The organism is Acinetobacter lactucae (assembly GCF_001605885.1).
Lineage (GTDB): Bacteria > Pseudomonadota > Gammaproteobacteria > Pseudomonadales > Moraxellaceae > Acinetobacter > Acinetobacter lactucae.
In genome coordinates, this window is the sequence record NZ_LRPE01000039.1 from 308233 (window position 1) to 321769 (window position 13537).

The window sequence follows — 13537 nt, forward strand, 5'->3', positions numbered from 1 at the left end:
GCAGAGTTTCGATACCTAAACTCTACCATTACAAGAAAAGCGATTTACTGAGTTCAGAAACAAACGAAGTCAGCAAATCATCATTTCAAAGAATTTTATGAAGCTTCTAGCGTTGGATAGTCTGTATAACCTTCAGCGCCTTTAGCATATAAAGTTATTGCTTGAAGTTCATTTAGTGGCAAGTCTTGCTCTAAACGTTGTAAAAGATCTGGGTTAGCAATATATGCTTTACCAAAAGATACGGCATCTGCCTGACCTTCACGCAAGATACGTTTTGCTGACTCTGGTGTTAGGTTCTCATTGGCAATCCATACACCATTAAATTTTTCGCGAAGTTTAGGGCTAATACTGTCAGCAGCTTCATATTCACGAGAGAAAATGAAAGCTACATTACGTTGGTTAAGCTGTTCAACTACATAACCAAAAGTTGCTAATGGATTTTCATCACCCATATCGTGTGAATCACCACGCGGTGCGATATGAACACCAACTCGGCCAGCGCCCCACACTTCAATAAATGCATCAACGACTTCTAATAATAAACGTGCACGGTTTTCAATAGGACCACCGTATTCGTCATCACGTTGGTTGGTATTACTTTGAAGGAACTGGTCAATTAAGTAACCATTCGCTGCGTGTAATTCAACACCATCAAAACCAGCTGCTTTAGCTAATTCTGCTGAATGTTTATATTGAGCGACCACCTCTTTCACTTCTTCTAATGAAAGCGCACGGGGTTTAACATACGGACGTTTAGGACGTAATAAACTCACTTCACCCGCAGGTTGAATTGCACTTGGTGCAACAGGAATATCACCATCTAAAAGTTCAGGATGTGAAATACGACCTACATGCCAAAGTTGCACTACAATTTTTGAACCTTGAGCATGAACTGCCTCAATAATTTTATTCCAAGCTTGTGCCTGCTCTTCTGACCATAACCCTGGGGTATCTGCATAACCCACAGTTTTTGAACCAATCACTGTTGCTTCAGTCAAAATGAGACCAGCATTTGCACGTTGTTGATAGTATTCAACCATTAAATCATTAGGCACTCGGCTTTCACCACTACGCGCACGCGTTAATGGAGCCATGACCAATCGATTTTTGATTTCAAAATCACCAACCGTTAAAGGAGTATTGAGTTCAGCCATAATCGCCTCGACTTACACTTTTAATAATTTAAAGTGTTTGTTTTAAATGTTCGATATATTGCTGAATCAAAGCTTCGTTACGTGAAAAATAAGACCATTGACCATATTTTTGGACCTGAATAAGCCCCGCCTGTTGTAACACAGACAAATGATTAGACATCGTAGACTGAGCTACTTTACCCAAACGTTCAATATGACCTGCACAAACACCCTTCTCAAAACTACCACCACATTCTTCCACCGGTAAATAATGTGCAGGTTCTTTTAACCATTGCAAAATTTGCCGACGCAGAGGGTTGGAAAGGGCTTTGCTAATTGCATCAATATCCATAGGCTCAACACGTCTTTTAAACGAACAAAGCTTTGTTCAGCATTTCAAAAACATAATATCGTATTTCCTCGATATTCATATCTATTTTTTTCGATATTCATATCGTATTTTTCCGATTAACATTTGAAGACTGAACTGCTTTGCCGTTTTAATCGCTAAAAATCCAAGAGTTCTACATATTCATAGATGAACTGTATTTAAACTAAAAGTTCAGCAGACTCTTATAAACCTTGTTTTAAGCTCGCCTCAATAAAGCGATCAAGGTCACCATCAAGAACAGCACCTGTATTAGAGTTTTCAACACCCGTACGTAAATCTTTAATACGGGAATCATCTAATACATATGAACGAATTTGGCTTCCCCAACCAATATCAGACTTCGAGTCTTCTAGCGCTTGAGCTGCTTCATTACGTTTTTGCATTTCCAATTCATACAAACGCGCACGTAGCTGTTTCCATGCATGGTCACGGTTAGCGTGTTGCGAACGCTGGTTCTGACATGCCACCACAATACCTGTTGGAATGTGAGTCAAACGCACAGCCGAGTCGGTTTTGTTAATATGCTGACCACCTGCACCAGATGCACGGTAGGTATCAGTACGAACATCAGAAGGATTAATATCAATTTCAATATTGTCATCAACTTCTGGTGAAATAAATACCGCAGAGAATGAAGTGTGACGACGGTTACCACTGTCAAATGGTGATTTACGAACTAAACGGTGTACACCTGACTCTGTGCGTAACCAACCGTAAGCATATTCACCTTCAACACGAATTGTTGCTGATTTAATACCAGCCACATCGCCATCAGATACTTCCATAAGTTCTGCTTTAAAGCCATGGCGTTCAATCCAGCGCATATACATACGTAATAGCATAGATGCCCAGTCTTGTGCTTCTGTACCACCTGAACCTGATTGAATCTCTACATAGCAAGGATTCGGGTCCATTGGGTTACTAAACATACGACGGAATTCAAGTTTAGCCAGTTCATCTTCAGCAGCACCAAGCTCTGATTGAACATCCTCCAGCAAGCTTTCATCGTCAGCTTCTACAGCCAAATCTAACATCGCTTTTGCATCTTCAAGTTGTGTTGACAACCCATCCAATACATTAATAACGTTTTCTAGTTCGCCCTTTTCTTTCGCCATTGCCTGAGCGCGGCTTTGATCATTCCAGATCGCAGGGTCTTCTAACTCACGTAAAACTTCTTCTAAACGTTCTTTTTTCAGATCGTAGTCAAAGATACCCCCGTAGTGTTTGGCTACGATCAGTTAAGTCTTTCAATTGGTTTAGATAAGGATTAATTTCCACGCGAGTGTTCCCATAAGAGCAGATAAACAGTCAATTATTTTAGCATAGCTGTAGTTATCTACGAACTTGCTTTGTATTTCTCCTCATATTTCACTCATTTAATCTATAAATTTTCTTCATTTTATTTAAAGTTTAATTGGTAACATCCTCATACAAAATTGGGTACTTTTACAGCATTTTTTATGATCTACACAAAATATCCTCAATTTTAATAAAATAAAACATTATGAATTTATATTTAAAAATCAAAATCTTATATTAATTCAATTTACATAAATATTACATGGTTACAGTACGGTTACTTGCGCAAGATTGACGGCAAAGCTTTTTCGTCTAGACTAAAAGTTGTAACAAAACATTTATAAAATCGCTTTTTAGAGGGGAGAGATTCCATGAAAAAACTAGCAATTGCATCAGCTCTTTTATCTGCACTCGCAGTGAGTGGCGCAGCAAACGCTTACCAAGCTGAAGTTGGTGGTTCTTACAATTATCTTGATCCAGACAACGGTAGCAGCGTAAGTAAATTCGGTGTTGACGGGACTTATTACTTTAATCCTGTTCAAACTCGTAACGCTCCACTTGCTGAAGCAGCTTTCTTAAGCCGTGCAAGTAACGTTAACGCCCTAATCAACTATGGCGATAACAGCGGTACAAAAGATACTCAATATGGCGTAGGTGTTGAATACTACGTTCCTAACTCAGATTTCTACCTTAGCGGTGATGTAGGTCGAAATGAGCGTGAAGTCGACAACACTAATATTGACAGCAAAGTAACTACTTATGCAGCTGAAGTAGGTTATTTACCAGCTCCTGGTTTATTACTTGCATTAGGTGTTAAAGGTTACGACGAGAAAGACGGTAAAGACGGCGCTGATCCAACAGTACGTGCTAAATACGTAACTCAAGTAGGTCAACATGACGTAAACCTTGAAGCGTTCGGTGCATTTGGTGACCTAGACGAATATAAAGTTCGTGGTGACTACTACATCGACAAAACTTTAAGTGTTGGTGCTGATTACTACAACAACGACTTAACTGATAAAGATGAATTTGGTATCAATGCTAAAAAATTCTTGAATCAACAAGTAAGTGTTGAAGGCCGTGTTGGATTTGGTGATAACGACAACACTTATGGTGTTCGTGCAGCATACCGCTTCTAATCAAGCCTAAAGTCATAAAAAATCCGCTCAATTGAGCGGATTTTTTATTGGCTTAAATGCACAATACGCAATTGCAAATTTACATTACCATTAAATGCATTACGATCTATTTCATAGACCAAATGTACATGATCACGCATTGGATCAAACTCAAAACGGCCCGCTGCATTAAAAGCAATTGCATCAAAACTGTATTGGTCTAGTGCCAATTTAAGCTTCAAATGCGTTTCTTTAAGCCAGCGATAATCAACAACTTTAAAATACCCCTCAAACTGTGGGAAAGGAAATTTTTGTCCCCACGGTCCCAACTGTTCTATCCAGTCCAAGGTATTTAGTTGCAGAGCCGAAGTAGGAAGTTCACCGTCCGTCCATAGCGTTGCTTGAAACAAAGATTCTTCCATTTCTGCAATGCAATTGGTAAACGCTGTTTTAAAAGCCTCAAAATTTTCTTTACGTATGGTTAAACCAGCCGCTGCTGCATGACCTCCAAAATGGCTCACCAATTCTGGATGTTGTTCAGCAACCTGTTCAATCGAATCTCGAATATGTATCCCATCAATTGAACGAGCAGATCCTTTTATATGAATACCATCTTCATCAGGTGCAAACACAATAGTGGGACGATGAAACTGTTCTTTTAAGCGTCCTGCGACAATCCCAATCACGCCCTGATGCCAGTTTTCTTCAAAAAGTACAAGAGCTGGAGGAATGTCTTCTTTTGAGAGCTGCAAGTTATCTAAAGCAGATAAGGCTTGTTGCTTCATCTCCCCTTCGATTTGACGGCGCTCTATATTTAATTGATTTAATTGTCTCGCAATCGGATAGGCCGTTTCCATAGAGTCTGCTAACAAGCACTCGATCCCGATGCGCATGCTCTCCATACGCCCTGCTGCATTAATACGTGGCCCAAGCACAAATCCTAAATCTTGCGCACGTAAAGACGATACCTCACGGCCCGCAATATCTAACAGCGCCAATATTCCGACTCGGCATTGATGTTGCTGAATGCGTTTTACACCTGCATCGACCAAAATACGGTTGTTATAATCTAGAACAGCGACATCGGCATAAGTTCCTAAAGCAACCAAGTCTAGATATTGAGTGACTTTACTTGTGCTTTTACCTTGCTTGCTACGTAAACTTGCTAAATTGGCTAGCACATAAAATGCAACTCCAACCCCTGCAAGCGCTTTACTTGGGAACTCACAACCTAACTGATTAGGATTTACCACTGCTTCTGCCAGAGGCGTTTCTTTAGTTGTTAAATGGTGATCTGTAATAACCACTTGCATGCCTAGCGCATGCGCTGCATCTACACCAGCATGGCTGGAAATTCCATTATCGACAGTAATCAATAGGTCAGGTTGATAAGTTTGATGCGCAAGCTCTGCAATTGCAGGGGTAAGTCCATAACCGTATTTAAATCGGTCTGGAACTAAATAGTCGACTTGCGCTCCCATATCACGAAGCACCAATACCATTAAAGCTGTGCTGGTTGCGCCATCGGCATCATAGTCACCGACAATAACAATTTTTTTCTGCTCATCAATGGCTTGGTCTATTAATGCCACAGCGGTTTCTAATCCCTTGAGCTGCGGAGCTAATAAATTCTTAAGCTTTAACTCTAATTCCTGTTCAGATTGTACTCCACGCCTTGCCAAAATTTCGGCAATAAACGGAGGCACGCCCTGAAATTGTTCAGGGCGTGTCAATAAAGGTCTTTGTTTGATTTGTATTTTTGTCATTTAAGGCATCAGTCGGTGCAGCGTCCATTGACCATCGATTTTTTCATAACTTAAGCGGTCATGTAAACGATTCGGTCGCCCTTGCCAGAATTCATAATAATCTGGTTGCAAACGATAGCCTCCCCAGAACTCTGGCTTATCAAGCACTTCACGACTTTCGACTTGCTGTTGTAAGTTTTGAAAGCGTTGCTGTAACAGCTCTCGGCTTTCAATTTTACCACTTTGTGGAGTACTGATATGTGCTGCAATCTGGCTATCACGTGGTCGTTTAAGATAATAATCTGTAGATTCTTGCTCAGCAATTTTAACTACACGACCACCAACTCGCACCTGACGCTCTAGACTTGGCCAATAAAATAATAATTCGGCATATGGGTTTTCTGCCAAATCTATACCTTTTTGACTGTCATAGTTAGTATAAAAATCATACCCAGCTTCTGTAGCCCCACGTAACAAAACTGTTCGAACATGAGGTCTGCCATTCGCACTTGCTGTCGCTAATGACATTGCATAGGGTTCATGCAAATTGGCTGCTAGAGCATGGTTAAACCAACCCAGAAACTGCTGATGAGGGTTTGATTCAACCTGCCCTTCATGCAATTCCCCTTGCTCATAACTTAAGCGTAACTCACTTAAATCTTTAATGACATCACTCATGTCATGCACCTTATGCGACTTGTGCTTGTGAACGAACTGAATCGGCTAAATGCTGAGCTAAAGCATTCACTTCTTGCTCATCATCACCTTCGACCATAACACGAATTACAGGCTCTGTTCCTGACTTACGAATCAAGATTCGTCCACGTCCTTTGAGCTGTGCTTCTGCTTTATCAAACTCGGCAACCAATGCAGGAATAGAATACGGATCAAGCATTTGTTCTAAACGTACATTCACAAGAATTTGTGGGAATAGTTTAAAGTCTTGAACCAGTTCATGAAGAGCCTTATTTTGCTCGACCATCACGGTTAAAACTTGAAGCGCTGCAATAATCGCATCACCAGTTGTGCTCTTGTCTAAAGTTAGAATATGACCAGAAGGCTCACCACCAGTAACCCATCCATTTTCTTCTAAAGCTTGTAACACATATCGGTCACCAACCTTAGCCCGAACAAAACCAACATTCGCTTTTTCAAGTGCGACTTCGAGTGCCATGTTACTCATGACAGTACCAACAACGCCTGCTGGTTTTTTCTGAGCCTGAGTCGCCAAGATATATAAGATATGATCGCCATCAATTAAGTTACCAAACTTATCGACCATCACAACACGGTCAGCATCACCATCAAAGGCAATCCCTAAATCTGCTTCGTGCTCAACTACTGCTTTTTGTAGATTTTCAGGATGTGTTGAACCACAACCTTCATTAATATTTAAACCATCCGGCTCATTATATAAAGCAACAACTTTTGCGCCCAACTCACGGAAAACTGAAGGACCAACGCTATACGCTGCACCATGAGCACAGTCCAATACGATCTTTAAATTATTTAAGTCAAAGTGGTATGGGAAAGTGGATTTACAAAATTCGATATAGCGACCGTTTGCATCATTTACACGAACACTTTTACCTAAGTTTGCAGTGTCATCAATTAATAAATCTTTTTCTAATTCAAGGTTAATTTCTTCTTGTAGAGCATCTGGTAATTTTTTGCCTTCGCTTGAGAAAAATTTAATGCCATTATCAAAATAAGGGTTATGCGATGCAGAAATCACGATACCTGCATGCGCATGTAAAGCACGGGTAAGATGTGCAATTGCTGGTGTTGGCAATGGACCAAGTAAATGAACATATACGCCAGCAGCGTTTAACCCCGCCTGTAAAGCAGATTCTAAAATATAACCAGATAAACGAGTGTCTTTTCCTAATACAACGAGTGGCTTATTTTTCGGACTCGTTCGTTTTAATACCTTCCCTGCAGCAAAACCGAGTTTTAAAGCAAACTCTGGAGTAATAGGCATTTGCCCAAATTTTCCACGAATACCATCCGTTCCAAAATAACTCATAGCTTATCTCATTCTTACGCCACTTCAGCCGTGGCTTACTTCATATATGGCAATTCCGCCATATCTCTTTTCGTCAGATTTACTTTACACCAAAAACAAAAAGCCGTCAGTGTAATGACGGCTTTCTTCGTTGTTTTGGTTACGAAAATCTAACCAACACGATAGTTTGGAGCTTCTTTAGTAATCGTTACATCATGAACATGTGACTCAGACATGCCTGCTGAAGTAATTTTCACAAATTTCGCATTTTGGCGAAGATCTTCAATCACAGCTGAACCTGTATAACCCATCGATGAACGTAAACCACCCATCATTTGATGAACGATATTACCCATTGGGCCTTTATATGGAACACGGCCTTCGATTCCTTCTGGTACTAACTTCTCAGCACCCGCTTTTGAATCTTGGAAATAACGGTCAGCAGAACCAGTTGCTCCCGCCATTGCACCTAATGAACCCATACCACGATATGCTTTGTAGTAACGACCTTGGAAAAACTCAACTTCGCCCGGCGCTTCTTCAGTACCCGCAAGTAATGAACCAACCATGATCGTACTTGCACCCGCACCGATCGCTTTTGCCATATCGCCAGAGAAGCGGATACCGCCATCTGCAATTAAAGGAATTTGATCTTTTAGTGCACTAGCAACGCTGTCAATCGCAGAAATTTGTGGCATACCGATACCAGCCACAATACGTGTGGTACAGATAGAACCAGGGCCAATACCAACTTTTACAGCATCTGCACCTGCATCTAATAATGCTAATGCAGCATCACCAGTTGCAATGTTGCCACCAATCACTTGTACTTGAGGGAAGTTTTGTTTCACCCAACGTACACGTTCAATTACACCAGCAGAGTGACCATGCGCTGTATCAACAACAATTACGTCAACACCAGCTTCAACTAATGCTTCCACACGACTTGGTGTATCAGCACCTGTACCTACCGCAGCACCAACACGTAAACGGCCAAGATCATCTTTACAACTATTTGGATAGCTCTCAGCTTTGCGGAAGTCAGTTACTGTAATTAAGCCTTTGAGTTCGTTGCTCTCACCAACGACCAAGACTTTTTCAATACGGTGTTTTTGCAATAATGCTTGAATATTTTCTTTAGACTCGCCTTCACGTACAGTTACTAAACGATCTTGGCCTGTCATGATGTTGCTAACAGGTTGTTCTAAATTGGTTTCAAAACGCGTATCACGGCCTGTCACAATACCAACAACCTTGCCGTCTTTAACAACAGGTACACCGCTAATGTTATTAGCGCTGGTAATTGCAATCAGTTCACGTACTGTAGTTTCAGGCGTTACAGTGATAGGATCTTTCACCATACCCGCTTCGAATTTTTTCACACGGCGTACTTCTGCAGCTTGAGCAGCAATATCCATGTTTTTGTGCAAAATCCCGATACCACCATTTTGTGACATAGCAATCGCCATACGTGACTCAGTCACTGTATCCATTGCAGCTGAAACTAATGGGATATTTAAATGAATGCCGCGAGTTAAACGTGTCTTTAAAGAGACATCTTTTGGGAGAACAGTAGAGTAGGCAGGAAGTAATAAGACATCATCGAAGGTTAGCGCTTCTTGAACGATGGTCAGCATAACAATCTCACTGGTAAATTCCGTGAGCTATTATAAACAAATTTCAATGCAATTTTCATATTATCTTTGCCTTTTTCAGCAATAGATATCGGCCTGTACTAAATAATTCCCGCTTAATTATACTTTTAGCTCTATTTTTAGCTTTTATCTTTTTATAACCCAGAACTTCATCTGGGTTAATTATTAGAAATAATATTTAGATTTATGCAGGACAACTAAAAACTTGTTCTGTCATTAAATCTACGCCGCACGGCAATGTCTCAATCCAGTCTAAAAACTGATTGACCATTTCTTTTCCCATAAATGGACTACCATGCTGTGGAACGATCATTTCGATATCCATCTGGCGGACCATATTGACCCACAAACGGATAACCTTATTGGAACACATATAGCGTTGGTGAAAAGCCTTCATTTTCATGACGTGCGTATCGAAATCTTTTAAAGGCTGATTAGCATCTTCAACAATTGAGGCACCCATATCGCCAGAAAATAAAATCTTAGCAACTGGATCATAAAACTGAAAATTACCCACCGAATGTAAGAAGTGAGCGGGAACTACCACAAGCTTGGATTCTCCTAGAGCAATCACTTGGCCGCGGTCAGGTAATTCAATAAGGCGATCCTCCCAATTCCCTTTCATTCGCTCACTCATAAATGAGGAATTTAGGTGCGGTAAAAAACGTGCCCATAATTTTGACGCCACGACTTTAGCATCGGTATAGACTAACCAGCGCGGCATTGAAGTAATAATGTCCGGATCTTGATGAGAGGCCATCACATAGTCCAAATTTTTCAAACGAGTATATTTATTTAATTCCATTGTTAATGGAACATAAGTCAAATCGCCGCCTGGATCGATTACAGCAGCACGCTCATGATCAATAATTAAAAATTGATTGGCTTGAATGCCTTCCCCTTTGACCAAACTGGTAAAACTTATACATTTATGTACACCATTATCAAATAATATCTGCGATGTAGTTTTTTCAAACCCCATATAATTCCCCAAAAAACTTTAAATATTAGATATTTTTATATCCATAATAAAATAATGGGATTCAGCAACTCTTACAATGAATTATTTGATTTTTCTCATAATATTTTAAAATGGATTTTGCTTTTCTTATTTTATAAATGAATCATAATGTTATTTAAAATTAACCCACAATAAATTAAAATAATTCTCATTATCAAATTTACTTTTTGTGCTGCTTAGGCCTCCCATGAATCAACCCTTCCATTTTTCAACTTCAAAAACATTGTTAGCAGTTGCTACTTTTACTTCGATGACAGTAAGTCATGCTGAAGAAATAACAGAACAACAGAATTCGACCAATGTTCTACCCACAATTTCTGTTCAAGCGCAAAAAGAAAGCTCTTCACCCTATGTCGCAACGAAAGCTACCTCTGTTTTAAAATCAGATGCTCCTTTATTTAAAACTGCTCAATCAGTTTCGGTGGTGACCCGCGAGCAACTTGATCAGAAACAAGCAAAGACACTTGCAGATGCAATTGAAGGCGTGGCAGGTGTAGGAGCTGGAAAACTTGGTCGTCGTGGTTGGGATGATTTCATTATCCGAGGACAAACTTCTTCTGATCAAATTTTTATAGATGGTTTACGTCAAGCTCAACAAAACACCTTTGTTGCAGCAGAAATATCGGGCATGGATCAAGTACAAATTTTAAAAGGCCCAGCTTCTGTTAATTTTGGATTAGTACAGCCAGGTGGTATGGTCAACTTAGTGACTAAACGCCCTCAAGCTGAAAGCTTTGCTCGGGCCACTATGACTTATGGCAGCTATAATCTTAAGGAAGGGACATTCGATTTAAACTATAGTCCAAATAATAGTGAAAAAGGTGCTTTCCGTTTAAATGGCCGTATTTCTGACCAAGATGACCCGACAGATTATGTGTATTTTAAAAATTACTATATCTCTCCTTCTTATAATTTTGACTTAGGAGATAACACCGACCTTTCTGTCATCGCAAGTTACCAGCACCGCGAATATATTCGTCAGCAAGGCTTACCTGTTATTGGAACATTAAAAGACAATCCTAATGGAAGTTTGCCAAAAGACTTATTTATTGGTGAACCGAGTTACGGAGCTTATGATGCCGATGTATTCCGTACAGGTTATAACTTTAGGCATGCTTTTAATAATGGTTGGGAATTTAAGCAAAACTTTGCAATTCAAAAAACAGAAATGATTGGCCCTGCTGTATTTTATAATGGCTGGACCGATAAAAACTATACAACCCTTAAACGTCAAGCCCGCTATCAAGATGTTAGTAACCTAAGTTTCTCAATCGACAATAGTGTCCAAAAGACCTTTCAGTTTGCAGATATGGCACATCAAATAACGATTGGATTAGATGGTCTGCAAGACAAAAATGATTATCTAAATAATCGCTGTTCTGCCACAAATTTAAATCTCTATTCACCAGAATACGGCACTACAGTCACTTGTCCAGAAAAAGTCACAAACCATGATATTAACCGCCTAAAGTATATGGGGTTATATTTACGTGACCGCATTCAGATTAATGACCAGCTCGTTTTAAATCTTGCGGGTCGCCAAGATTGGGCGCAAACCCAAACTGTAGATTTAGTTAAAAATACCAATACTAAAAAATCAGAAGAAGCTTTTACAGGTAACGCCTCATTGTTATATACAATTAATGATGTCGTGGCGCCTTATGTAAGCTATGCAACCTCTTTCTTCCCAACAAGTGGGTCAGACTCTGCCGGAAATACCTTTGATCCTGAAAAAGGCAAACAGATTGAAGTCGGAATGAAATTGCAAAGTCCTGATCAGCGGATACAAGGTAGCGTTGCTTGGTATGATTTAAAACGTCAAAATGTATTAGTCAACGACCCTACAGACACGACTTTCAAAGTACAACGTGGCGAGCAATTAACTCGTGGTATTGAGACAGAATTAAATGCAGATGTATTAGATGGTTTAAAACTTACGGCGACCTATACTTACACCGCAGATGCTGAAATTAGTAAAGATGCAAACACAAGTAATGTTGGAAAGCCTCTCGATAATATTCCTGAACACGCTTATAGCTTGTCGGCTCGTTATAAATTTGACCCTGCCTCAAAAATTGGTTGGTATGTTGGCGGTGGATTCCGAGGCGAAACATATAAAACTATGGATAAACTAGATGTCCATATTCCAGGCTATACAGTCTTTGACACTGAAGCTGGCTATGACGCTGGACATTGGGGCGCTCAACTTGCGATCCGTAATCTATTCGATAAAGATTATTATGCAGGCGCCTTAAACGAAAATATGGTGACTTTAGGCAATCCACGTCAAATTAACTTTACCGTAAAATTTAACTATTAAAATTACCTATAAAAAACGCACTCGTTATGAGTGCGTTTTTTTGTACGATTTAAAAAATTACTTAGAAGAAATAATGTTGTACCAAAGTAGAGACACCTACAATTAAGAAAATAGCCGCACCAATTTTATGAATGAGTGAGATAGACAAACGTTCAGCCAATTTATTACCAATAAATACAGCTGGCGCATTGGCAATCATCATGCCTAAGGTTGTACCTAGCATCACCCAGAAAATACTATCGTAACGTGCAGCTAAGGCTACTGTTGCTATTTGGGTTTTATCGCCAATTTCAGCCAAGAAAAATAAGATAAAAGTTGCACCAAAAACACCAAATTTTTGCCATTTATTAATACTTGCCGTTTCATCATCTAGCTCATCTGGGATAAGCATCCAGAACGCCATGCCAATAAAGCCAGCGGCAAGTACCCAAACTAAAATTTCGGGACTCAGGACGGTTGTAATCCACTGGCCAAGCACAGCAGAAATACCATGGTTAATTAAAGTTGCTAAAAGAATCGCAATAAGAATAGGGATTGGCTTACGGAAACGGGCAGACAGTAAAAGGGCCAAAAGTTGCGTTTTATCGCCCATTTCAGCGAGGGCAACAATCGAAGTAGAAATCAGAAATTCTTGCATGTCGTTTCTCTGGCTAGCATAAATGCCCATGACCTACCCCTCCTGCTAGCCAAATATCTGCAGAGTGGTAAATCAAAGGTCTTGCCAACTCGGAAACGATGAGACGTTTAAGCTATGATGACCATGTTCTGTTGAACAATTATGTTGATCATCACCTATTCATTCAGAAATGAATAGCGGCTACTCCCCAATGAAGTATGTGCTCATTATATT

At 39.9% G+C, this 13537-nt stretch carries 11 protein-coding genes and 1 riboswitch; of the genes, 2 read left to right on the plus strand and 9 right to left on the minus strand.

The genetic code is table 11. The features are described from left to right. Positions 1-95 precede the first annotated feature (95 nt). The 3 genes from AWW73_RS17470 to prfB form a co-directional block, all read right to left on the minus strand. Complete coding sequence (locus AWW73_RS17470) at positions 96-1154, minus strand: alkene reductase (protein WP_031949604.1); 1059 nt, start codon at positions 1152-1154, stop codon at positions 96-98. 28 nt (positions 1155-1182) lie between these two features. Then, complete coding sequence (locus tag AWW73_RS17475; RefSeq protein ID WP_002121891.1) at positions 1183-1485, minus strand: ArsR/SmtB family transcription factor; 303 nt, start codon at positions 1483-1485, stop codon at positions 1183-1185. Positions 1486-1706: 221 nt separating this feature from the next. Beyond that, positions 1707-2802, minus strand: a protein-coding gene (gene prfB, locus AWW73_RS17480) for a peptide chain release factor 2 (protein WP_099475557.1) whose coding sequence is annotated in 2 segments (ribosomal slippage) — positions 1707-2729 and positions 2731-2802 — 1095 coding nt in all. Because the reading frame shifts where the segments join, the coding sequence is not laid out codon by codon here. Positions 2803-3194: 392 nt separating this feature from the next. On the opposite strand from prfB, the gene AWW73_RS17485 reads away from it, so the two are divergent. Then, entirely contained in the window at positions 3195-3962 is a 768-nt protein-coding gene (locus tag AWW73_RS17485; RefSeq protein ID WP_005078653.1) for a putative porin, read from the plus strand. 44 nt (positions 3963-4006) lie between these two features. Here the strand turns inward: AWW73_RS17485 and recJ are convergent, their stop codons facing one another. From recJ to AWW73_RS17510, 5 genes are all read right to left on the minus strand, one after another. After that, positions 4007-5707 (minus strand): single-stranded-DNA-specific exonuclease RecJ, encoded by a 1701-nt coding sequence (recJ, locus tag AWW73_RS17490; RefSeq protein ID WP_062850284.1) that lies wholly within the window; start codon positions 5705-5707, stop codon positions 4007-4009. After that, positions 5708-6364, minus strand: a complete 657-nt coding sequence (gene pdxH, locus AWW73_RS17495; protein ID WP_016143773.1) for a pyridoxamine 5'-phosphate oxidase — start codon at positions 6362-6364, stop codon at positions 5708-5710. It lies immediately after the preceding gene. A gap of 10 nt (positions 6365-6374) precedes the next feature. Further along, positions 6375-7712 carry a phosphoglucosamine mutase gene (gene glmM / locus AWW73_RS17500; RefSeq protein WP_062850285.1) on the minus strand — a complete coding sequence of 446 codons (1338 nt, stop codon included), beginning with the start codon at positions 7710-7712 and terminating at the stop codon, positions 6375-6377. A 149-nt stretch (positions 7713-7861) separates the two neighbouring features. Beyond that, complete coding sequence (gene guaB / locus AWW73_RS17505) at positions 7862-9328, minus strand: IMP dehydrogenase (protein ID WP_002121951.1); 1467 nt, start codon at positions 9326-9328, stop codon at positions 7862-7864. A gap of 202 nt (positions 9329-9530) precedes the next feature. Continuing rightward, positions 9531-10328, minus strand: a complete 798-nt coding sequence (locus AWW73_RS17510; protein WP_062850286.1) for an oxygen-binding di-iron domain-containing protein — start codon at positions 10326-10328, stop codon at positions 9531-9533. A gap of 226 nt (positions 10329-10554) precedes the next feature. Here AWW73_RS17510 and AWW73_RS17515 point away from each other — a divergent pair, with 226 nt between their 5' ends. Next, positions 10555-12687, plus strand: a complete 2133-nt coding sequence (locus AWW73_RS17515) for a TonB-dependent siderophore receptor (RefSeq protein ID WP_062850287.1) — start codon at positions 10555-10557, stop codon at positions 12685-12687. A gap of 61 nt (positions 12688-12748) precedes the next feature. Here AWW73_RS17515 and AWW73_RS17520 read toward each other — a convergent pair whose 3' ends face one another. After that, positions 12749-13324, minus strand: a complete 576-nt coding sequence (locus AWW73_RS17520) for a TMEM165/GDT1 family protein (protein ID WP_062850360.1) — start codon at positions 13322-13324, stop codon at positions 12749-12751. Positions 13325-13339: 15 nt separating this feature from the next. Next, positions 13340-13525: riboswitch (yybP-ykoY riboswitch) on the minus strand. Positions 13526-13537 lie beyond the last annotated feature (12 nt).

Excerpts from the sequence above, each read along its gene's own strand:
- AWW73_RS17470 (WP_031949604.1), bottom strand. The coding sequence starts at position 1,154 with ATGGCTGAACTCAATACTCCTTTAACGGTTGGTGATTTTGAAATCAAA.
- AWW73_RS17475 (WP_002121891.1), bottom strand. The coding sequence starts at position 1,485 with ATGGATATTGATGCAATTAGCAAAGCCCTTTCCAACCCTCTGCGTCGG.
- AWW73_RS17485 (WP_005078653.1), top strand. The coding sequence starts at position 3,195 with ATGAAAAAACTAGCAATTGCATCAGCTCTTTTATCTGCACTCGCAGTG.
- recJ (WP_062850284.1), bottom strand. The coding sequence starts at position 5,707 with ATGACAAAAATACAAATCAAACAAAGACCTTTATTGACACGCCCTGAA.
- pdxH (WP_016143773.1), bottom strand. The coding sequence starts at position 6,364 with ATGAGTGATGTCATTAAAGATTTAAGTGAGTTACGCTTAAGTTATGAG.
- glmM (WP_062850285.1), bottom strand. The coding sequence starts at position 7,712 with ATGAGTTATTTTGGAACGGATGGTATTCGTGGAAAATTTGGGCAAATG.
- guaB (WP_002121951.1), bottom strand. The coding sequence starts at position 9,328 with ATGCTGACCATCGTTCAAGAAGCGCTAACCTTCGATGATGTCTTATTA.
- AWW73_RS17510 (WP_062850286.1), bottom strand. The coding sequence starts at position 10,328 with ATGGGGTTTGAAAAAACTACATCGCAGATATTATTTGATAATGGTGTA.
- AWW73_RS17515 (WP_062850287.1), top strand. The coding sequence starts at position 10,555 with ATGAATCAACCCTTCCATTTTTCAACTTCAAAAACATTGTTAGCAGTT.
- AWW73_RS17520 (WP_062850360.1), bottom strand. The coding sequence starts at position 13,324 with ATGCAAGAATTTCTGATTTCTACTTCGATTGTTGCCCTCGCTGAAATG.